Raw genomic sequence first — 22,089 nt, forward strand, 5'->3', positions numbered from 1 at the left:
CTCACCTCTTGCTCTTGATGGCGGTGCCGAGGACTTGCAGGTACGAAACCAGCGCGTCGATCTCGGTCTTGCCCTTGAGGCTGGCCACTGCACCGTTGATGTCATCGTCGGTGTAGGGCACGCCAAGGGTACGCATCACTTTGAGCTTGGCTTCGGTGTGGCTGCTGTCGAGCGGTGCCGTCACCAGCCATGGGTAGGCCGGCATTTTCGACTCAGGCACTACGTTGCGCGGGTTGTACAAGTGCGCGCGGTGCCAGTCGTCCGAGTAGCGTGCGCCGACGCGCGCCAGGTCTGGCCCGGTACGCTTGGAGCCCCACAGGAACGGGTGATCCCAGACGCTTTCGCCCGCAACCGAGTAGTGCCCGTAGCGCTCGGTCTCGGCACGGAACGGACGGATCATCTGCGAGTGGCACTGTACGCAACCTTCGCGGATGTAGATGTCGCGGCCTTCCAGTTGCAGCGCGGTGTAGGGCTTCATGCCTTCCACCGGTTTGTTGGTCACGTCCTGGAAGAACAGCGGGACGATCTGGGTCAGGCCGCCGATGCTCACGGCAAGCACCATCAGCAGCATCAGCAGGCCGACGTTCTTTTCAATCGTTTCGTGTTTCATCACTGACTCCTCAGGCCGTCTGCGCGGCAGGGGTGGCTTCGACAGGTTGTGCCGAGCGCACGGTGCGCCATGTGTTGTAAGCCATCAGCAACATGCCGCTGAGGAACACCGCACCGCCCACCAGTCGCACGACGAAGCCAGGGTGGCTGGCCACCAGGGTTTCGACGAAGGAGTAGGTCAAGGTGCCGTCTTCGTTGATCGCACGCCACATCAGGCCCTGGGCGATGCCGTTGACCCACATCGAGGCGATGTAGAGCACGGTGCCGATGGTGGCCAGCCAGAAGTGCGCGTTGATCAGGCCGACGCTGTACATCTGCTCGCGGCCGAAGACTTTCGGGATCATGTGATACAGCGCGCCGATGGAGATCATCGCCACCCAGCCGAGCGCGCCGGCGTGTACGTGGCCGATGGTCCAGTCGGTGTAGTGCGACAGCGAGTTGACGGTCTTGATGGCCATCATCGGCCCTTCGAACGTCGACATGCCGTAGAACGCCAGCGAGACGACCAGGAAGCGCAGGATCGGGTCGCTACGCAGCTTATGCCAGGCGCCCGAGAGGGTCATCATGCCGTTGATCATGCCGCCCCAGCTTGGTGCCAGCAGCACCAGGGACATCACCATGCCCAACGACTGTGCCCAGTCCGGCAACGCGGTGTAGTGCAGGTGGTGCGGACCGGCCCAGATGTACAGGGTGATCAGCGCCCAGAAGTGGACGATGGACAGGCGATAGGAATACACCGGACGTTCGGCTTGCTTGGGTACGAAGTAGTACATCATCCCGAGGAAGCCGGCAGTCAGGAAGAAACCTACTGCGTTATGCCCATACCACCACTGCACCATGGCATCCGTCGCACCGCCGTACAGCGAGTAGGACTTGGTCAGGCTGACCGGGATTTCCAGGTTGTTGACGATATGCAGGATTGCCACGGTGATGATGAACGCACCGAAGAACCAGTTACCGACATAGATGTGCTTGGTATTGCGCTTGGCCACAGTGCCGAAGAACACAATGGCATAAGCCACCCAGACGATAGTGATCAGGATGTCGATCGGCCATTCCAGCTCGGCGTATTCCTTGGAACTGGTGTAACCCAGTGGCAAGGTGATCGCTGCCAGGACAATGACCAGTTGCCAGCCCCAAAAGCAGAACTGCGCGACTTTCGGCGCGAACAGCTGGGTTTGGCAGGTGCGCTGCACCGAGTAGAAGGAGCTGGCAAACAGCGCACAACCCCCGAAGGCGAAGATCACCGCGTTGGTGTGCAGCGGGCGCAAGCGGCCGAAGCTGGTCCAAGGCAAGTCGAAGTTGAGTGCAGGCCACACCAATTGAGCCGCGAGAAAAACCCCGAGCCCCATGCCGACGATGCCCCACACCACCGTCATAATCGCGAATTGGCGGACCACCTTGTAGTTATAGGCGGTACTTAAAGTAGTGTTCATGGTTCCCCATCCACGGTTCAACCCAAGCAAATGCGACACTTGGGCTGGAGTTATAGGCAGACTAAAAAGCGAGGTAAGCATGGGCAAAGAGCACAAGGCCAGTATTGACGGGGATCAATGGGCACGGTGTGTGCAGGAGCATGGCTGGCTGTGGGATATCGCCTCGGGTGCGTCAGCACATACGCCTGTGACGCTGATCCTGGCCCACGGCGCCGGCGCACCGATGGACTCATCTTTCATGAACGACATGGCTGCGCGCCTTGCCAGGCATGGCGTCAATGTGGTGCGCTTTGAGTTTCCCTACATGGCCCAGCGCCGGTTGGCCGGGGGCAAACGCCCGCCCAACCCGGCGCCGAAACTGCTGGAAAGCTGGCGCGAGGTGTATGCCGAGGTGCGACGCCATGCCGCTGGGAAACTGGCCATCGGTGGCAAGTCCATGGGCGGGCGCATGGCCAGTTTGCTCGCCGATGAATTGGAGGCCGATGCCTTGGTGTGCCTGGGTTATCCGTTCTATGCGGTGGGCAAGCCGGAAAAGCCGCGAGTCGCGCATTTGGCCGGGTTGAACACGCCGACATTGATTGTGCAGGGCGAACGCGATGCCTTGGGTAATCGGGCCGCGGTGCAGGGGTACGACTTGTCACCGAGCATCGAGGTGCTGTGGCTGGCGGCGGGGGATCATGATTTGAAACCGTTGAAGGCTTCAGGGTTCAGCCATGAGCAGCATTTGGAGGCGGCGGCGGTGCGAGTGGCTCAGTTTATCGGCGCCTGTTAGGGCCCTATCGGGGGCAAGCCCCCTCCCACATGAGGTGTACACGGTTAAATGTGGGAGGAAACAAGCCTTCTCCCACATTCGACCGCATTCCAAGGTGTGTACACGGTTAAATGTGGGAGGAAACAAGCCTTCTCCCACATTCGACCGCATTCCAAGGTATGTACGCGGTTAAATGTGGGAGGGGCGGTGCGACGATTCGACTTGCCCCCGATAGCGGTTTAACGGTTAAAACGCTCTACCAGCGAATACTGGGTATTGGCGGTAACAGTAAGCTCTTCACTCAACTGCGCCGAGTTCAACGCCTGTTCCGAGGTCTGGTCCGCCAACAGCGCGATGGTGCTGATATTGCGGCTGATCTCTTCGGCCACCGAACTTTGCTCTTCCGTGGCGGCGGCGATCTGGGTGGTCATGTCGGTGATGTTGGCCACCGCTTCGCTGATGCCCACCAGTGCCTGGTCCGCTTCCATCACCCGCGCCACGCCTTCTTCGGCCTGGCGATGCCCGGCGTCCATGGTTTGTACGGCAGCGGCGGCGGTCTGCTGCAGCTTGGCGATCAGGGTATGGATCTGCCCGGTCGATTCAGCGGTACGCTGCGCCAATTGGCGGACTTCATCGGCGACCACCGCAAAACCACGGCCCATCTCACCGGCACGCGCCGCTTCGATCGCGGCGTTCAAGGCCAGCAGGTTGGTCTGGTCGGCGATGCCTTTGATCACGTCGACCACGCCGCCGATTTCATCGCTGTCCTTGGCCAGTTGGGTGACCGTCACGCCGGTCTCGCCAACCGCGGCCGACAGCCGCTGAATCGCCTCGCGGGTTTCCCCGGCGATATCGCGGCCGCGCCCGGTCAGGCGATTGGCTTCCTGGGTGGCATCGGCCGTGCGCTGCACATGGCTGGCGACTTCCTGGGTGGTCGCCGCCATCTGGTTGACCGCGGTAGCCACTTGTTCGGTTTCCACACGCTGGCGTTCCAGGCCGCTGGAGCTGTTGTGCGCCAGGGTGTTGGACTGCGCCGCCTGCTCGTTGAGGTGTTCGGCGGTGTCCTGCAAGCGCGTGAGACAGGTCTTCAGACGTGCCTCTTGGCTTAGGATCGACATTTCCAGTCGCGCCTGGGCGCCACGGCTGTCGGTATACATCTGCGCGATCAACGGGTCGGAGGTGGTCTGTTCGGCCAGGCGCAGCAGACGCTTGAGGCCGCGCTGTTGCCAGCTCAGGCCCAGCAGGCCCAGCGGCACCGACAACCCTGCCGCGAGGGCAAAGCCCCATTGAGAATTGAGCGATGCGCCAATCATGAAGCTCAACTGGCTGACCAGAATAAATGGCAGCCAGTCCTGCAGCACCGGCAGCCACTTGTCCCGCCGGGGAATGGCGGGCTTGCCCTGATTGATGCGGTGGTAGAGCGCTTCGGCCCGGCGGACCTGCTCGGCGGTGGGCTTGACGCGCACCGATTCATAGCCGACCACCTGGTTGCCATCGAACACTGGCGTCACATAGGCGTTGACCCAGTAGTGATCGCCGGTTTTGCAGCGGTTCTTGACGATGCCCATCCATGGCAAGCCTTGCTTGAGCGTGGACCACATGTGTGCGAACACAGCCGCCGGAACGTCCGGGTGGCGTACCAGGTTATGCGGGGCACGTACCAGTTCGTCGCGGGAGAAACCACTGATTTCGACGAAAGCGTCGTTGCAATAAGTGATGACACCCTTGGCATCTGTGGTGGAGATCAACCGTTGCTGAGCGGGGAAGGTACGTTCGCGCTGGGTAACGGGTTGGTTATTACGCATGGTTATTCAATCCGCAAGGCTTTCAAGGGGTATCGGCGATGGCGATCATTTATTTAACTTATTTTCGTAATAATCAGCCGGCGAGCATTGGATAGGAAAACAGTCCGAAATGCAGCAAATTCAGGCCGAAATGCGTGGCAATTGCCGCACCCAGGCCGCCAAAACGATAAGCAAGGCCATAACCGGCCCCGGCGATGCTGGCCAGCAGCACCCACTGCCAGCCCGCGCTCAGGTGCGCCAGGCCGAACAGCAGCGAGGCCAGCAGCAATGCGAGGTTTTCGCCGTAGGGCAAGTGTTTGAGGCGCTGGCTCAGGCCGCCCTGAATGTAGCCGCGAAACAGCGCTTCTTCCACCAGCGTCACCAGCAACAGGTTATTCAGCACCCACAGCCACGCCTGCTCCGGCCACTTCGGCGCCCAACTGATGATTCCCAGCAACGCCGCGCCGCCCAGGGCTGCGATGGCCGTCAGGGCCAGCGCCAGGGCTGTCACGCAGATCGACAGGCGCAATGAACGCCGCGCCACAATCCACGGGCAGGCCAGCAACAGCCAGAAACCGATCAGTGGTTTGTCCTGGTTGAGGTACATCGAGAAGGGCACGGCATCGGCGCTGAAACGCTGGGGGGCGATACCGCGCCCGTTGTAGAACCCCGGTAGCCAGTGCATCGCCAGGCCCAAGGCCAAGACGATGAACAACCCCTGGCCGACGTAGCGCGCCCACGGGGTACGTTGTTGGCGTACCGCATACCCGGCGATCAACAACAGCGCCACGGAGATGGCCGCGAGCACACCCAGTTGGCCGTAGACCAACGCCAGTGCATAGCCGATGGACAGGAGGACGAGATACACCCAGGGCAATGCGGTCATGTGACATCCTTGGAAAAAACTGCTCGGTAGTATAGCGAGTGGGTTCCGGCGCCAAAATGAAAATGCCGTCACGCGAAAAGGGCGCTGCCGGAGCGATTGCAAAATATGTCGGCGGTTGGTTATAGTCACCGCGTCTTCACCTCCTCAAAAGATCAGCCCATGCCTGCATTCCTGTGCATAGCGGTAGTCGATTCAGCGTCCAGCGCTGTGGTCGTGCCGTGCGGGAACCTGCAGCCTGCGCAGATCAGCCACTACCCCCCACCTGTCAGTAGCACGCCGGTGTACGCAGTCGTATCACCGCCGGGTGTTGGCATTTCGGGCTGATCAGCTGATTGCTGTTCCCCTATGCCCGCCTGAAAAAAACCTACTGAGTTTCAGCCTTGCTTGGCTGAATCGGCTTTTTTTGCCTGATTACAGGTGGTAACCATGTCTGTTATGTCGAAACAATCCGTGGCCGCGGCGGCCTCGACGAGCCTGTTCGTATTGCTGTGGAGCAGCGGGGCGATTTTCTCCAAGTTGGGCCTGGCCCATGCGTCACCCTTCGCCTTTTTGCTGATCCGTTTTGCCATCGCCCTGGCGGGGCTGGTGATACTGGTACCGATCCTCAAGCTGAAACTGCCACAACCCGGCAAGCCGCTGTGGTATGCGGCGACGACGGGGCTGGTGTTGTTGGGGGCGTACCAGATTTTCTATCTGCTGGCCCTGGACCTCAACGTCACGCCGGGGATGATGGCGACCATCATGGGTGTGCAGCCGATCCTGACCGTGGTGCTGATGGAGCGCCAGCGTTCCTGGCGCCGGATGTTCGGCCTGGGCCTGGGGTTGGCCGGCTTGATCATGGTGGTGTACCAAGGCATCGGGCTGTCGCGGATGTCTCTGGCCGGGATGTTGTTCGGTTTGCTGGCCCTGGCAAGCATGACCTTCGGCTCGATCATGCAGAAGCGCATCACCGATAACCCGTTGGGCACGCTGCCCGTGCAATACCTGGCCGGGTTGGTGTTGTGCTCGGTGTTCGTGCCGTTCCAGCCGTTCCACTTTGAACACACCGCCGGTTTTTACCTGCCGGTGCTGTGGATGGGCCTGGTGGTGTCGCTGCTGGCGACGCTGTTGCTGTACCGCCTGATCGCCCGCGGCAACCTGGTCAATGTCACCAGCCTGTTCTACCTGGTGCCGGCGGTGACGGCGGTGATGGATTACCTGATCTTCGGCAATCGGCTCGCGTGGTTGAGCCTGCTGGGGATGGGGTTGATCGTTGTTGGGTTGGGGTTTGTGTTTCGTAAAGGTTGAATGATCACTGAGTCAGCGCTGACGGGCGCCCTCTAAAGCGGGCGTCCGTCGATGTGTGATTCAGTGCTGGGTAAGTGCAGTGTTCAGCTCGAGCGCCAAGCGTTGCACGTATTCACGCAGTTCAGGTACTGCGGTGGCTTCCCAGTCCCGGGCCTGGAGGAAAGGGCCGACGTAATACAACCAGTCTGACGGCACTGCATTGCAATTGAGCAGTGCGCCCGACGGTGCGATGTCCATGCCTGTCCCAAGTGCATCAGGTACCAACAGGCCATCTGCGCGCAGGGACTTGAGCAACGGGTCGTCCAATTGGCGCAGGTCCAGTGCTGGCGTCGTGCAATTTATCACCGCTTTGACCTCCAACTATTCCACGGTGCTGGCGCCACGTCGGCGTACAGCAACGCTCACATTGTGAGGGTTGGACGTGTAGCCGACGATGCGTCCGGCCGCCAGCTTCAGTGTGCCGCGGGCAAGCTCGGTGTGCATGCGCGCGCCTGGTTGTGGAGCGCAACGATGGCGATGGGCATCCCAGTAAGGGCGTACATGTCGCAGGAATCGCCGGCGTTCATCAAGCGGCAATGCATGCCACAGCTGCTGGGTGGCGGACCTCAGGCCACCAATGATGTCGCGCCAGTCTCCGCCGGTTTGCGCGTGCTGGCGAACCGCGTCACGGACGGCACGTACATAGTGGCGCACCGTGCAATCGGTCAACATGTGCTGTGCCAGCCCTTCATCGTAGGCGGGGTGCGCGTTCAATTCGCGGTGAGGCTGCGGGAGCAGGCCCCGGCGCGAAACGGCCTGGATAGTGCCGGTGTGTCCCCGGTCACGCAAATCAAGTACGACGTCGAGCATTGTCAGCCCGCTGCCTATCAGGAAGACCGGGTCGTTTGCGCCAATACTGTCGAGTGCGCCCGGTTGCCATGGGTCATGCACGTAGCCCGGGTTCTCGTAGAACTGCCGATATTCGGGTGCAATCGAAGGCGCCTGGCGTGCGCAACTGCCAATGCTTAAAACAATACTGTCGGCCCGAAAGTGTTCCCCGTTATCCATCAAGAGAAGTGCGCCAGCGGCATTCGGCTGGGGGATTATCTTGACCACTTCCCCAATCACTTCGTGCAACTCGCAGCCCGGTATTGCGTTGCGTGACGCGTGTTGAAGCAACGCTTCCAAATAGTCACCGTAGAGGCGCCGCTCTACAAAGGAGCCTGGGGTAGCGGTGGCGTTGTTGCGTTTTACATACTCGTAAAAGCTGTCGTCTTCGCCGGCCAGAGCATTCATTCTGCCTGCCGGGACATTGAGTACATGCGCGGGCGCTTGGGTGCTGTAAGCGATACCTCGGGCCATACTGCCCGGCCGGTTGATCAACAGAATTTTCAGAGGGGTGACCGGCGGGTGGCGTAACAACTGCGCTGCCAGCGTCGAGCCGCAGAAACCTTCGCCGATAATAGCGATGGTCTTGGTATTCATTCCAGCTCCAGTTTCAACGCCACTCATATTTCATTTGACAAAGCCGTCTTGTTGCATATTTTGAATGAGGGGCGGTAAATGTTTTGTAGAGTTTGCCGAAGGTTTGTCGTGAACTTGATAATGAAGTGTATCGAGTTGCTCATCCAGTGCGCAGCTTCGGCGATTCCGCGTTCGTTGATATAGATCAGTCGGCACTCGGGGTTGGAGTTTTCGACGCATCATAACTGAATATGAGTCATGCCTTTCGCGGCGTTTACCGACCTCTGGGGGGGGGCGGGCGGAAGAGGTTTTTCGGGTGGTTGTTTGTAAGATTGCTCCTATTCATTCGGTCGAAGCGCTGCTAGCGCGGGAGCATCGGCGCGCCACGGTTTTGGAAGCGGGGCTTGATACGATCTGGAGGCTCAGGCAAGGAGCTGCGGGCTAGAGGTGCAATGCCTCATCGTAGGGCGCGTGACGGGCTCCCGGTGGTTGACCGCCGGTCACAAGTAAGATTGCCCTTACAAACTAATACTGTAATAATTTCCACCTTATTGTCGGCCTATATCCTACCTCCCAGCAGGATATGTAGTGCGCTCCCAAGGGATATTGTGTCTATTTTCGTATCGCGCAGCCTTTCCAATGCTCTACCTAACGACGTTTGCGTTGCAAGAGTCGCGATTTTGATGTGTTCGTACAATGGTGAGACGTTTCTTGCGGAACAGCTCGACTCTATTGAGCGGCAGATGCATCGTGACTGGACGTTAGTCATTTCGGACGATGGTTCCAAAGACAGCTCGTTGGCGATTTTTCAGCAATACTGTAGTCGTTGGGGCAGTCACCGGCTAAGCGTGGTGTCGGGCCCTCAAAAAGGCTTCGTCGCCAATTTCCTCTCGCTGACTTGTCGGACCGATATCCAGGCTGATTATTTTGCGTGGTGCGATCAAGACGATATTTGGAATGATGAAAAGCTGCAGGTGGCGGTTGATTGGTTGCAGAGCCAGCCTTCGGATGTGCCTGCACTCTACTGTGGTCGCACGCAGTTGGTAGGCGACTCGGGGGGGGCGCTTGGTTTTTCACCGCTTTTCTCCCTGCCTCCGCATTTCTCTAACGCGTTGGTTCAGAGTATCGCGGGCGGCAATACGATGGTTTTTAACCAGGCTGCTCGCAAGCTGATTGTGGAGGCGGGTGCGGACGTAGTAGTGCCTTCTCACGATTGGTGGGCGTATCAGCTTGTCACGGGGGCGGGAGGCATCGTTCACTATGATCCCGAGCCTAGAATGCAGTACCGCCAGCATGATGAAAATCTGATTGGCAGCAACTCCAGCTGGGCAGCTCGCCTGGTTCGGCTACGGATGATCTTTCAAGGACGTTTTTACGAGTGGAACGAACTGAATATTCGCGCACTCGAAGCCATGCAGCATCGTCTTTGCGAAGAGCATCGAACGACTCTTGCGCGTTTTAAATGTGCGCGGAGTCAAACGTTATTTAGACGAGTGCTGGGGTTTCGGTCGGCCGGTTTATACCGGCAGACACTGATGGGGAACCTCGGGCTAATTTTTGCAACACTACTGAAAAAGATCTGACTCAATGACTATCTTAGTAACCGGCGGTGCTGGCTTTATCGGTGCAAACTTTGTATTGGACTGGGTAGCCCAGGCGGATGAGCCGGTCATTAATCTGGACAAGCTGACGTATGCCGGCAACCTGGAGAACCTCAGCTCGCTGGAGGGTGACAAGCGCCATGTATTCGTACAGGGCGATATCGCCGATAGCCAGCTGGTGCAGCGCTTGCTCGCTGAGCACAAGCCGCGCGCTATCCTGAACTTTGCTGCCGAGTCGCACGTTGACCGCTCCATTCACGGCCCGGAAGACTTCATCGAGACTAACGTCGTCGGTACCTTCCGTTTGCTGGAGGCGGTACGTGCCTACTGGAAAGGCCTGGATGCCGATGCACAGCAGTCCTTCCGCTTCCTGCATGTTTCGACCGACGAAGTCTATGGCTCCCTGGCCAAAGATGATGCAGCGTTCACCGAAACTCACCAGTACGAGCCTAACAGCCCTTACTCGGCGAGCAAGGCTGCAAGCGACCACTTGGTTCGTGCCTATCACCATACCTATGGCTTGCCGGTACTGACGACCAATTGCTCGAACAACTATGGGCCGTTCCATTTCCCGGAAAAACTGATTCCGTTGATGATCGTCAACGCACTGGCAGGCAAAGCGCTTCCAGTGTACGGCGACGGTCAGCAAATTCGTGACTGGCTGTACGTAAAAGACCACTGCAGCGCCATCCGTCGAGTACTGGAAGCGGGCACTGTGGGCGAGGTCTATAACGTGGGCGGCTGGAACGAAAAGCCAAACCTGGACATCGTTCACACCGTTTGCGCCTTGCTCGATGAGTTGCGCCCTCAAGCGAATGGCAAGCCTTACAGCGATCAGATTGCTTACGTGACGGACCGCCCTGGCCATGACCGCCGTTATGCCATCGACGCGCGCAAACTGGAGCGTGAGTTGGGTTGGAAGCCGGCTGAGACCTTCGAGACCGGTATTCGCAAAACCGTGGAGTGGTACCTGGACAACCAAGATTGGGTGAGCAATATCCAATCGGGTTCGTACCGCGAATGGGTAGAAAAAAACTACGCCGAGCGTTCGGCATGAGGATCCTTCTACTTGGCAAAAATGGCCAGGTGGGATGGGAGCTTCAACGCAGCTTGGCCCCTTTGGGCCAAGTGCTTGCGCTCGACTCGAAAAGCCAGGACTACTGCGGCGACCTGAACGACCTGCAGGGGCTGGCCGCGACCGTGCAGCGGTTTGCGCCTGACGTCATCGTCAACGCTGCCGCCTACACCGCCGTCGACAAAGCCGAAATCGAGCCTGCCCAGGCCCTGCGTGTCAACGCAGAAGCCCCGGCGGTACTGGCCGCCGAGGCGCTGAAGCTGAATGCCCTGCTGGTGCACTATTCCACCGACTACGTGTTCGCCGGCACCGGCGAAACCCCTTGGCTGGAAAGCGACCCGGTAGGGCCGCTGAGCGTCTACGGTACGACCAAGCTGCAAGGCGAGCAGGCCATTCAGGCCAGTGGTTGTGCACATCTGATCTTCCGTACCAGCTGGGTCTACGCAGCGCGCGGTAACAACTTCGCCAAGACCATGCTGCGCCTAGCCATCGAGCGAGACAGCCTGAACGTGATTGACGACCAGTTCGGCGCGCCCACCGGGGCGGACCTGCTGGCCGACGTCACCGCTCACGCGATCCGCACCATGGGCTCAAACCCGCAGTTGAGCGGGGTGTATCACTTCGCCGCAGCGGGCGAGACCACCTGGCACCGCTATGCCCGCTTCGTGCTCGAACAGGCGCAAGCGGCAGGGGTGCAGCTCAAGGTCGAACCGGCCAACGTGGGCGCGATCACCACCGCGGCTTACCCGACGCCGGCCAAACGCCCTGGCAATTCCCGACTCGACACTCAAAAACTGCAGAATGCCTTCTCATTGCGCCTGCCTGAATGGCAGGACGGTGTGGCACGGATGCTTATAGAAATTCTAGAGAAATGAACATGCTTAAACGTAAAGGAATCATTTTGGCCGGTGGTTCAGGCACACGCCTGCACCCTGCAACCTTGGCAATCTCCAAGCAATTGCTGCCGGTTTACGACAAGCCGATGATCTACTACCCGCTGACCACGCTGATGCTGGCGGGTATTCGCGACATATTGATCATCTCGACGCCGCAGGACACGCCTCGCTTTGAGCAATTGTTAGGCGATGGTAGCAAGTGGGGGTTGAGTATTTCTTATGCAGTGCAGGCCTCCCCGGATGGTCTGGCCCAAGCTTTTATCATTGGTGAGGATTTTATCGGCAACGATCTGTCAGCACTGGTGCTGGGCGACAATATCTATCATGGTCATCATTTCAATGAGCTGCTCAACAGCGCCATGCATCGCCAAGATGGCGCCAGTGTTTTTGCTTATCACGTGAATGATCCGGAGCGTTACGGTGTCGTCGAGTTTGACGACCAGGGTAAGGCAATCAGCCTGGAAGAGAAGCCGCTTCAGCCCAAGTCCAACTATGCGGTAACGGGGCTCTATTTCTATGACCAAGATGTGGTCGAGATTGCCAAGGGCATCAAGCCTTCACCTCGTGGCGAGCTGGAAATTACTGACCTAAACCGTATTTATATGGAGCGAGGCAAGCTCTCTGTGGAAATCATGGGTCGCGGTTATGCCTGGTTGGATACCGGCACCCATGAATCGTTACTTGAGGCCAGTCACTTCATTGCCACACTTGAGCACCGCCAAGGGCTTAAAGTGGCCTGCCCTGAAGAGATTGCGTTCCGGCAGAAGTGGATTGATGCTGAGCAGCTGGAAAAACTCGCGGCGCCACTCTCCAAGAATGGTTACGGTCAATATCTGAAGCGCCTCCTGCACGAAAAGATTTTTTTATAGGGCGTTCGCCAAGCTTTTTTGTAGTTGCCTTGAAATCACTTTTTGACCAGCAGCGCCGAAAAACCAGCGCTGGCTACACTTTGGAGATATTTTAAAGATGAGAGCTACCCCACTTGTCATCCCGGACGTTTTTCTGTTTGAGCCGAAAGTTTTCGGGGATGAGCGGGGCTTTTTCTATGAAAGCTTCAATCAGAAGGTGTTCGAGGCGGCTGTCGGAAAGTCCGTTAATTTCGTCCAGGACAACCATTCCAAATCGGCAAAGGGTGTACTTCGCGGTTTGCACTATCAGATCAAACAGCCCCAGGGAAAGCTGGTACGGGTCACCCATGGCGAGGTGTTTGACGTAGCCGTCGATCTGCGCAAAAGCTCTGCCACCTTTGGCAAGTGGGTGGGGGCGCATCTTAGCGCCAGCAATAGGTCTCAACTCTGGATTCCAGAAGGGTTCGCACATGGCTTTGTGGTCCTTTCAGAGAGTGCTGAATTTCTCTACAAAACCACGGACTACTGGGCTCCTGAGCACGAACGGAGCCTGGCGTGGAACGATTCCGACGTCGCAATCGATTGGCCGTTTTTCGATTCGCCCACCCTGTCCGCCAAAGATGCAAATGCCCCGCGTTTTGTTAACGCTGAGGTGTTTGAATAGTGGACCCGCACCTGAAACCTTCAGCTGGGCCGGTCAGCATGGTGGCCAGCCTCTGGAAAAATCGTTCGTTGATCTCACAAATGACTAAGCGCGAAGTGATCGGACGCTACCGCGGTTCGGTCATGGGGCTGACATGGTCATTTTTTAACCCGATCCTGATGCTTGCGGTTTATACCTTCGTGTTCTCTGAGATTTTCAAATCTCGCTGGGTCGGTGTTGATACCGGTAAAGGTGGTTTCGCGATCCTGTTGTTTGTGGGCATGATCGTTCATGGGTTGTTTGCTGAATGCGCTAACCGTGCACCTTCTCTGGTGATGACCAACAGTAACTATGTAAAAAAAGTAGTCTTCCCGTTGGAGATTTTGCCGGTCATTACCCTGGGTTCTGCACTGTTCCATAGCTGTATCAGTCTGATCGTATTACTGGCCGCCCAGTTCTTGATCACCGGCCAACTCTATTGGACGGCACTCCTGTTTCCTTTGATCCTGGTGCCACTGATACTAGCGACCCTAGGAATAAGCTGGTTGTTGGCCTCGCTGGGTGTTTATCTGCGAGATGTAGGTCACGTGATTACGGTCCTTACCACCGTCTTGTTGTTTCTTTCTCCTGTGCTTTATCCGGTAGCAGCGCTGCCTGAAGTTTATAAGCCATGGCTAAAACTCAATCCGCTGACTTACATAATTGAGGAAAGTCGAAGTGTCCTGCTATTCGGCCACCTCCCGCATTGGGGCAGTCTAGGTGTGGCTATCGTCATTGGGGTACTTATTGCTTCAATTGGCTTCTGGTTCTTTCAAAAGACACGTAAAGGGTTCGCTGATGTCATCTGATCAATCGGTAATCAGCGTTCGGAATGTCTCCAAATGTTTTTACACCTATGACAAACCTCGTGATCGCCTGAAACAAGCTATCGTGCCGCGTTTCCAGCGGTGGGCGGGCGATCAAGTCACCACCTATGGCAAAGAGTTCTGGGCCCTGCGTGACATCAGTTTTGAAGTCAAAAAAGGCGAAACGGTAGGTGTCGTAGGTCGCAATGGATCAGGCAAGTCCACACTGCTGCAGATCATTTGTGGCACGTTGACGCCGACGATGGGCGAAATTGAAACGCGTGGGCGTATCGCTGCATTGCTCGAGTTGGGCTCAGGCTTCAACCCTGAGTTTACTGGGCGTGAAAACGTCTACCTGAACGCAGCGGTTCTGGGCCTGACGCGTAATGAGGTGAACGATCGCTTTGATGCTATTGCCAGTTTTGCGGACATCGGAGAATTTCTCGATCAGCCGGTGAAGGCCTATTCTAGTGGTATGGCGGTCAGGCTTGCGTTTGCAGTCCAGGCACAAGTCGATCCTGAGATTCTTGTTGTGGATGAAGCGCTCTCGGTAGGTGATGCCCGATTTCAAGCCAAATGCTTCGAGCGTCTGCGCCAGCTTAAAGAGAACGGAACTAGTATCCTGCTAGTGACCCATTCCAGCGAGCAAGTAGTGACGCACTGCTCGCGCGCAATTCTATTGGAACAAAGCCGGGTTGAAATGATCGGAGAGTCACGCCCGGTGATCAATCGCTACACCGACATTTTGTTTGGTCGTAATACCAGTGCTGATGAGCCTTCGAACCCTGCGGCGGTGACCGCAGAGCCCGTGGCGCTAATCGAGAAAACTCTACACTTGTCTCTGGAAAGCGATGTTTATGCATCACGTATCGGCTATAACCCACATGAATATCGTTGGGGGGATGGGGCTGCTACGTTAATGGATTTTCATTTGAGTGCGAACGGACGTGAGTTTCCGGCGAGCATAGAGTCGGGTGAGGAAGTTGTACTCGGTGTGTCATTTAAGTTTAACCGTCCAGTGATTAACCCAATTCTCGGATTCACCATTAAAACCAAGGAAGGTGTAACGGTCTACGGCACGAACTCCTATTTGTTGGAGTGTACCGAAACCCGATCCATGGGAGAGTCTGGGAACGTGGCCATCGCCAGCGTGAAGTTCGTAAACAGACTAGCTACTGGTGATTATTTTATTTCCTTAGGGATCGCCTCTAGAGAGGGCGAAGACATCATTCCCCATGATAGGCGTTATGACTCCATTCATTTGGTTGTCGAACCCACTCCCAAGTTGTTGGGGCTGATTGACCTTGCCGCTGCTATGACAATCGATCCGGTAGACCCAAATGTTTAAACTCGATCAATATGGTTATACCAAGGATGGTGAAACAAATGTGTGGGTGCGCTCTGATTTTCAGGGTATTGCCTACAGTGATGGTGATAGCTCCGAAGCTGAACTCGCAGGTATAATTCATAACGCCAAAGACGTGTCTGTCTTGTCAGATGAGCTTCCGCAGTACTGCACCGACTGGGCAAAGCTTTATCACCTAAGCGCCACACGCGCTAATATCCTTCGTCCGTTTGAGCACTTGTTCAAGTCTCGCGTGTTGGAAATCGGTGCCGGCTGCGGCGCTATCAGTCGTTATCTCGGCGAATGCGGAGCAGACCTTCTATGCCTGGAAGGCAGCCCTCGACGGGCGGGAATAGCTGCGAGCCGCACGCGTGAACTGGATAACGTAACTGTTCTGGCTGAGCGATTCGACGATTTCAAGGTCGATGAGCAATTCGATGTCATCACGCTTATTGGCGTACTCGAGTACGCAAGCATGTTCAGTAATGCGGAAGATCCCGCCTTGGCGATGCTGATGCGCGTTCGTCAATTGCTCAAGCCTGATGGGCATCTTTTCATCGCCATCGAAAACCAGTTGGGGCTCAAGTATTTTGCGGGTGCGCCTGAAGACCATGTCGGCATTACAATGTATGGCATCGAAGGCCGATACGAACATGGGCAGCCCAAAACCTATGGTAAGAAGGAGCTCAAGGACCTTGTCACCCGAGCCGGGTTTACCGCTTCGAGTTTTCTGGCGCCGAGTCCGGATTATAAACTACCCAACTCGATCATTACTGAGAGTGGCTTCGGATGCGACGATTTCGATGCCTCTGCCTTGGCGTGGCAGAACGTCAAGAAAGACCCACAGCTTCCAGAGCTGACCACTTTCAACCTCGAGAAGGCTTGGTCCGTTGTCATCGACAATAGTCTGGGCATGGACCTAGCCAACTCTTTCTTGGTCGTGGCGTCTTCCGAAAACAGCGAACCTTTCGACACTGACGTGCTTGCCTACCATTACAGCACGGGTAGAAAGACTCGCTACTGTAAGGAGTCATTGTTTGTTAAAACGCCGCAGGGTATTCAGGTCCACTATAGAAAGCTGGGTAATCTAATAGGCGATGAGGCGCAAGCGAACCTCGACGACGGCTTCAAATATGTGCTTCCCCGCGTGGACGCCTACGCGAAAGGCAGCGTGCTCAGCCTTGAGTTCCTAGATGTTGCTGCGCGCCGCGACTGGAGCGTGCAAGGGTTTACCCCCTTTTTACAGAAGTATCTGGCTTGTCTGCAAATACTACTGGATGAAGAGGGCTCTGACGTAAAACTTTCTTCAGCCAAGTCTCTGCTTCCCGGCCGTTATATTGATGCCGTCCCGCAAAACATCGTAATCGATGAGCGCAATAAGCCGCAGTTTATTGATATCGAGTGGGAGATGGATGAGGGGGTTGAACTCGGCTATTTGATGATGCGGGCACTACTTTTGCTGATGGCCGCTGCGAATCCCTTCTACCCCAGTGCTTCTACGATCAGTCGTCAGGAGTTCGTGACGCAGCTGTTAGCAAGCGCAGATATGGATATAAGCGCTGAGGACATCACACGCTATATCGCTACCGAAGCTGCCTTTCAAGAGCGGGTTACCGGTGCCGACGCAAATCAGTTTCTCAACTGGTCACCCGAAGCAATTATTCACAAACTGGGAGCTGTGTACCCGCCCTCCAAGCACGCAAAACTCTATGTGAGTGATACAGCTGGTCACTTTTCAGAAGAGTCTTCGTTGCTCCAAGTGGTCGATGATGGGCGTCAACTGATCCGGTTTACCCTCCCTCCTGGCTTGCCACCTGGTGTGCAGTTGCGGTTTGACCCGATCAACCGACGTCAAAGCTTTTCCATTCATACCATCAAGGTGTACTCTAGCGGCGAAACGGTTATGGAGTGGCAGGATGACATTAGTCATCCGCTTGTCATTGCATCCGCCGTGCGAATTCCCCAAGTTGGTCGCAATACGCTTTATCTGGCGCTGAGTGATGATCCGAGTTTAGCGATTCCTTTAGCTGGTGAAGCGCTCAGTGGCATAGACCTGCTTGAGCTGGAAGTAAGTCTTACTTTACTCACGGAAGAGCAGCTTGCTCAAGAGATTAATGTGCTGAATCAATCTGAACTGACAAATCCTAATTTCGAACTGCAAAACAAGCTCGATCTAATTCTGGACTCAAGCAGTAAACTTGACCAGATTCTTGACTCAAATAGCAAGCTTGATCTGATTGTCGACTCTAATCGACAAATCAATGACGTGCTTGGGCTGTTGAAGACATCTATTACTTCAAATTATACCGAGGTAATCGCTCAAACTACTCGAGAAAAAGACAGAGAGGTTCAGGCGGTCGTTGAGCAACTTCGTCTATTGAGTGAAGAGACCAAAGTCTCCATTCAGCTTCTCAGTGAGGAGCATAAGGCAGCCCTTCAGCTCCTGACTGAGCAATACAATCTTGCGCTGGGCGAAAAAGACTCACAGATCGAAGAATTCATCGCTTCTACGGCGCTCGAACATGCACATTCAGAAGTGGAGCGGCTACAGATTATCGAGACGCTGCATCACCAGGTAGCTCTTAAAGATGAAGAGTTGCAAAATACGTTGGCCAAATGGCAAGGGTCTTTGAAGGATAAGGATGCTCACATCTGCAACCTCGAAGAGCAATTGCGGTTGCAGCAGATTCAGAAAGACACGCATATCCATAACTTGAATTTGCACATTATTGCCATGCAGTCATCATCCAGCTGGAAGGCGACCGCGCCCTTTCGCAATCTTTTAAGGCGCGTTAGCCAAGTTAAAAGGGTATGGCGGTTATTGCCAGCGGTGATCCGTCGAGGTGGTGGACTACGCAGTACAGCACGCAAGGCGATCGCGGTGTGGCGCCAACAAGGCGCTGCAGGCTTGAAGGCGCGGGTAGTTTGGGTTGCCGGGGCAAGTAACTTTGCCTTTGTTGGCCAGGAGACCCGTGAAGTGCCCGACCGCCACGATTATTCGCGGTGGGTCGAGTATTACGACACCATGGATGATAACGGCCGTTGGAAAATCAGTGAAGAGATCCGCAAGTGGAAAACGAATCCGCTGATTTCGATCATCATGCCTGTTTACAATCCGCCTTTGGACCTGTTGCGTGAAGCGGTCGAGAGCGTTCAGTCGCAGCTCTACAAGAACTGGGAGTTGTGCATAGCCGATGATGCTTCCACCGATGCGCAGGTGATTACCTATCTCGAGTCACTCAAGGCTCAAGACAAGCGTATCAAGGTAGTATTCCGCGAGGAAAATGGTCATATCTCCAACGCCAGCAATTCTGCACTGATATTAGCGTCGGGCCAGTACATTGCCTTGATGGACAATGATGACCTTCTGCCGGAGAACGCTCTGTATTGGGTTGCCCGTGCTATTCATGACAACCCGGATGTAGGTGTTATTTATTCTGACGAGGACAAGATTGATACTGCTGGCAAGCGCAGTTCGCCTTACTTTAAGTCGGATTGGAACGAGTTTCTGTTTCGCTCCCAGAACATGGTTTGCCATTTGGGTGTTTATCGCTCCGATCTGGTGAAAGAGGTTGGTGGTTTTCGCACGGGCTTTGAAGGCGCTCAAGACTACGATCTTGCCTTGCGCTGCTCCGAGAAACTCAATCGCAGTCAAATCGTGCATATTCCACGGGTGCTCTACCACTGGCGGATTCACGCGGGCAGTACTGCAATGGCAGGCGACGAAAAGCCCTACGCAGCGCTTGCTGGCGTCAAGGCCTTGGATGAGCACCTGCAGCGCAAAGGTAATATCGGTCGTACCGAACTGCTGCCGATGGGCATGTACCGGGTTCACTATGCCCGCCCAGCAGTGGAGCCGTTAGTCACGCTGATTATTCCCACGCGTAACGCCTGCGCGCTGGTAAAACAGTGCATTGACAGTATTCAGCAACTGACGACCTACACTAACTATGAAATTATCTTGATCGATAACGGATCGGATGATCCCATCTCTCTAGAATATTTCGCCCAACTCGATCAGCAAGATAATATTCGAGTGATGCGTGACGATGGGCCGTTCAATTACTCGGCTTTAAATAATGGTGCCGTCAGAATGGCTCGCGGTGAGTTGATCGGACTGATCAACAACGACATTGAGGTCATCACACCAGAGTGGCTGGATGAGATGGTGTCTATTGCACTGCAGCCAAACATCGGCGCCGTCGGGGCACGCCTTTGGTACCCGGATGATCGCCTGCAGCATGGCGGCGTCGTGGTCGGCGTTGGCGGTGTCGCAGGGCACTCGCATAAGTACCTGCCAAAAGGTGACTACGGCTACTTCTGCAGGGCCGCGCTGATTCAGGAGTTTTCGGCAGTCACTGCGGCGTGCCTGATCGTCAAGAAGTCTATTTTCGAGCAAGTGGGTGGGCTGGACGAAGAGAACCTCAAAATTGCGTTCAATGATGTCGACTTCTGCCTGAGGGTTCAGGAAGCGGGCTACATCAATGTTTGGACGCCTTTTGCCGAGTTGTATCATCATGAGTCGGCTACACGCGGCCTTGAGGATACGCCTGAGAAGAAGGAGCGTTTTTCCAAAGAGGTTCTGTATGTTCAGGCGCGTTGGCCGAAGATCCAGGAAGACTATACATACAATCCGAACCTTACCCTGGATCATGAAGATTTCGGTTTGGCGTGGCCGCCTCGCGTAAAATTGTAAGCAGTTTTGCACGCGAGATGACTCATTTTGATTAAGCACAGAGGCCTGATAGTGGGTAATGAAATTCGAACTTGTAGTACTACAGGCTTATCTGACTTTAGCTGGCAGTGGTTACTGGCAACGTGTTACTTTCTGGTGGTTGCGAGTTGGTCGTTGGGCATTGCCTTCAATGGTGCGCCCGACGAGTCGACCCATTTTTACTTGTTGGAGTACCTGAACGCAGCGCATGCCTTGCCGCTCGCTACCGAGCCGCATGAGTCCTTCGTGGGTGCTATTTCCGGGCATACCTGGCAAAAGGGCGAGTTCTGGTACCACGGGCTTCCTTTTCCACACATCCTGGGCGCCTTGGCAACCACGTATGTGAGCAGCTGGATAGTGTCGCCTGACATGCTCTACCTGGGTGCCCGCAGCTTCAATTGGATTCTGGGCGGCGTATTCATTTGCGCGCTGTTCCGCACGTCCCGCGCGAGCGGGTTGTCGCCAGCCATGTCGGCGCTGATTGCCGGCGTTATTGCCCTGATTCCACAAGTGACGTTTGTGTTCTGTTATCTGAACAGCGATGCCTATGGGCTGGCAAGTATTGCGCTATTGATCAGCACACTGACGAGTTTCATACAGTTACCCACCCGCAAGCGCGCGCTGTATTTTGGGCTGGCAATCGGCCTGATGTTGATGGCCAAGCTGTATTTTATTCCAGCGCTGGTGTTTGCCTTCGTCATGGTCGCGTCGGTGCGCGTGTTCAAGAACAAGCACGTGCTGACGCATATGCCCACGATGATCGTCGCCGCCATTGTGCTGGCCGCACCCATGCTGGTGCTTGTCTATCACAAATATGGCGAAATATCGGGCATATCCGGCCAGATCGAGTTCGTCAATCTGCACAGGCTCAATCCTGCTGCAGGTTTTGGTACTTGCTACTTACGGTGTGGGCACCACTTCTTGAACATGGCGAACCTTTGGCCGTGGTTGGGGTTGACCTTGAAAAGCTATTTCTCTGTGACGGGCTGGATGAATTTATTCATCCCCACTGCCTATTACCAATTGGCAGCGTTTGCCCTGGTCGGCGTTATTTGCGTCGCACTTGACCAGATCAAACCGTTGAACACCACAGAGTCCAAGCGGGACATCGCGCTGGATTACGTATTGCCCCTTGTTATGATCATTGGTCTGTTTCCCGCCATGACATTATTCAGCCTCATTGCTTCTCAAAACTCACTTCCGCAGCCCCAGGGCAGGTACTTGTTTGTGACTATTCCCTTTCTAGGCCTTCTTCTTTCGTTGACCGCCAAGCGGCTGATAGAAAGGATGGCCAAATGATCGAGCATGAACCAATAAACACCGGTGCTGCGAAGAAAATCGGCATCGCCCTGGCCGTGTTGCTTGTCTTCATGGTGCTGAGCAACTTGTCGAGTTGGAGCGCCAATATCACTGCCGCCGGAAATCTGAAGGCGTCGGTCATCGGTGGTGCGATTCAGAACGCTTTTTATCAAAGCCTCGGTAAAGGCGCTTCGAGCAAGTTTTCATTGGCTCAGGATGAAGTGTCCAGCCGGCTGGTTGTGCCTGAAACAGCGCAGGCGTACCTGACGCTGCCGCGCGCTGCCGATGCGTCGGCGATGGGCAATATCGACCAGGGTTCCAAGGTTGACAACGGCTGGAAGCTCAGCGGCTGGACGTATGTGCCGGAAAGCGCCGGTACGCCGGAGTTTGTGATCGCCGTTGAAAATGAAAAGGTCATTGGCGTATTGGCGGTCGACCAGGATCGGCCTGATGTCGCCAAGGCGCTTAATGCTCCAAGGGCATTGCGCACAGGCTATTCGGGTCAGGTTACCCGCTCACTCAACACAGAGGGTTGCAAGGTCACTCTCTACACCCTCACCTCATCTCTACAGCTGTTCGCAATGCCAAGCCTTTGTGACAAGGCCAACCATCCTGCTCAGTGACTTT

The 22,089-nt window shown here is 55.7% G+C and carries 18 protein-coding genes; 12 read left to right on the plus strand and 6 right to left on the minus strand.

The features are described from left to right. Window position 1: 1 nt before the first annotated feature. On the minus strand, window positions 2-610 hold the full coding sequence (ccoO, locus tag C5F70_RS02370) for a cytochrome-c oxidase, cbb3-type subunit II (protein WP_017845262.1): 609 nt from the start codon (window positions 608-610) through the stop codon (window positions 2-4). Between the two features lie 10 nt (window positions 611-620). Continuing rightward, window positions 621-2,045, minus strand: coding sequence for a cytochrome-c oxidase, cbb3-type subunit I (gene ccoN / locus C5F70_RS02375; protein ID WP_017845263.1), 1,425 nt, complete (start codon window positions 2,043-2,045; stop codon window positions 621-623). 79 nt (window positions 2,046-2,124) lie between these two features. On the opposite strand from ccoN, the gene C5F70_RS02380 reads away from it, so the two are divergent. After that, window positions 2,125-2,817, plus strand: a complete 693-nt coding sequence (locus tag C5F70_RS02380) for an alpha/beta family hydrolase (RefSeq protein ID WP_104902657.1) — start codon at window positions 2,125-2,127, stop codon at window positions 2,815-2,817. Between the two features lie 218 nt (window positions 2,818-3,035). Here the strand turns inward: C5F70_RS02380 and C5F70_RS02385 are convergent, their stop codons facing one another. Further along, on the minus strand, window positions 3,036-4,601 hold the full coding sequence (locus C5F70_RS02385; RefSeq protein ID WP_017845265.1) for a PAS domain-containing methyl-accepting chemotaxis protein: 1,566 nt from the start codon (window positions 4,599-4,601) through the stop codon (window positions 3,036-3,038). Between the two features lie 73 nt (window positions 4,602-4,674). Then, window positions 4,675-5,466, minus strand: a complete 792-nt coding sequence (locus tag C5F70_RS02390; protein ID WP_104902658.1) for a CPBP family intramembrane glutamic endopeptidase — start codon at window positions 5,464-5,466, stop codon at window positions 4,675-4,677. A 426-nt stretch (window positions 5,467-5,892) separates the two neighbouring features. Here C5F70_RS02390 and C5F70_RS02395 point away from each other — a divergent pair, with 426 nt between their 5' ends. Beyond that, the gene (locus C5F70_RS02395; RefSeq protein WP_104902659.1) at window positions 5,893-6,753 is read left to right on the plus strand and encodes a DMT family transporter; all 861 of its coding nucleotides are present in this window, start codon (window positions 5,893-5,895) and stop codon (window positions 6,751-6,753) included. Between the two features lie 60 nt (window positions 6,754-6,813). On the opposite strand, the gene C5F70_RS30900 is transcribed toward C5F70_RS02395, so the two are convergent. After that, on the minus strand, window positions 6,814-7,098 hold the full coding sequence (locus C5F70_RS30900; RefSeq protein WP_256588346.1) for a hypothetical protein: 285 nt from the start codon (window positions 7,096-7,098) through the stop codon (window positions 6,814-6,816). Window positions 7,099-7,113: 15 nt separating this feature from the next. After that, a complete protein-coding gene (locus C5F70_RS02400; protein WP_256588347.1) occupies window positions 7,114-8,217 on the minus strand; it encodes an FAD/NAD(P)-binding protein in 1,104 nt (367 codons plus the stop codon). Between the two features lie 587 nt (window positions 8,218-8,804). Between C5F70_RS02400 and C5F70_RS02405 the strand changes: the two genes are divergently transcribed. From C5F70_RS02405 to C5F70_RS30910, 10 genes are all read left to right on the plus strand, one after another. After that, complete coding sequence (locus C5F70_RS02405) at window positions 8,805-9,779, plus strand: glycosyltransferase family 2 protein (RefSeq protein ID WP_104902660.1); 975 nt, start codon at window positions 8,805-8,807, stop codon at window positions 9,777-9,779. Window positions 9,780-9,783: 4 nt separating this feature from the next. Next, window positions 9,784-10,854 (plus strand): dTDP-glucose 4,6-dehydratase, encoded by a 1,071-nt coding sequence (gene rfbB, locus C5F70_RS02410; protein ID WP_104902661.1) that lies wholly within the window; start codon window positions 9,784-9,786, stop codon window positions 10,852-10,854. Continuing rightward, the gene (rfbD, locus tag C5F70_RS02415; RefSeq protein ID WP_104902662.1) at window positions 10,851-11,747 is read left to right on the plus strand and encodes a dTDP-4-dehydrorhamnose reductase; all 897 of its coding nucleotides are present in this window, start codon (window positions 10,851-10,853) and stop codon (window positions 11,745-11,747) included. Before rfbB ends, rfbD begins: the two co-directional genes overlap by 4 nt. A gap of 2 nt (window positions 11,748-11,749) precedes the next feature. Then, window positions 11,750-12,637, plus strand: a complete 888-nt coding sequence (gene rfbA, locus C5F70_RS02420; RefSeq protein WP_104902663.1) for a glucose-1-phosphate thymidylyltransferase RfbA — start codon at window positions 11,750-11,752, stop codon at window positions 12,635-12,637. Window positions 12,638-12,734: 97 nt separating this feature from the next. After that, window positions 12,735-13,280 carry a dTDP-4-dehydrorhamnose 3,5-epimerase gene (gene rfbC / locus C5F70_RS02425; RefSeq protein WP_104902664.1) on the plus strand — a complete coding sequence of 182 codons (546 nt, stop codon included), beginning with the start codon at window positions 12,735-12,737 and terminating at the stop codon, window positions 13,278-13,280. Further along, window positions 13,280-14,107 (plus strand): ABC transporter permease, encoded by an 828-nt coding sequence (locus C5F70_RS02430; RefSeq protein ID WP_104902665.1) that lies wholly within the window; start codon window positions 13,280-13,282, stop codon window positions 14,105-14,107. The genes rfbC and C5F70_RS02430 overlap by 1 nt, the downstream gene beginning before the upstream one ends. Continuing rightward, window positions 14,097-15,452, plus strand: coding sequence for an ABC transporter ATP-binding protein (locus C5F70_RS02435; protein ID WP_104902666.1), 1,356 nt, complete (start codon window positions 14,097-14,099; stop codon window positions 15,450-15,452). The genes C5F70_RS02430 and C5F70_RS02435 overlap by 11 nt, the downstream gene beginning before the upstream one ends. Further along, the gene (locus C5F70_RS02440) at window positions 15,445-20,145 is read left to right on the plus strand and encodes a glycosyltransferase (RefSeq protein ID WP_104902667.1); all 4,701 of its coding nucleotides are present in this window, start codon (window positions 15,445-15,447) and stop codon (window positions 20,143-20,145) included. The genes C5F70_RS02435 and C5F70_RS02440 overlap by 8 nt, the downstream gene beginning before the upstream one ends. Before the next feature lie 153 nt (window positions 20,146-20,298). After that, complete coding sequence (locus C5F70_RS30905; RefSeq protein WP_256588348.1) at window positions 20,299-21,462, plus strand: DUF2142 domain-containing protein; 1,164 nt, start codon at window positions 20,299-20,301, stop codon at window positions 21,460-21,462. Next, on the plus strand, window positions 21,459-22,085 hold the full coding sequence (locus C5F70_RS30910) for a hypothetical protein (protein WP_256588349.1): 627 nt from the start codon (window positions 21,459-21,461) through the stop codon (window positions 22,083-22,085). Before C5F70_RS30905 ends, C5F70_RS30910 begins: the two co-directional genes overlap by 4 nt. Window positions 22,086-22,089 lie beyond the last annotated feature (4 nt).

Source organism: Pseudomonas sp. LH1G9, assembly GCF_002949975.1.
In the GTDB taxonomy this organism is placed as follows: domain Bacteria; phylum Pseudomonadota; class Gammaproteobacteria; order Pseudomonadales; family Pseudomonadaceae; genus Aquipseudomonas; species Aquipseudomonas veronii.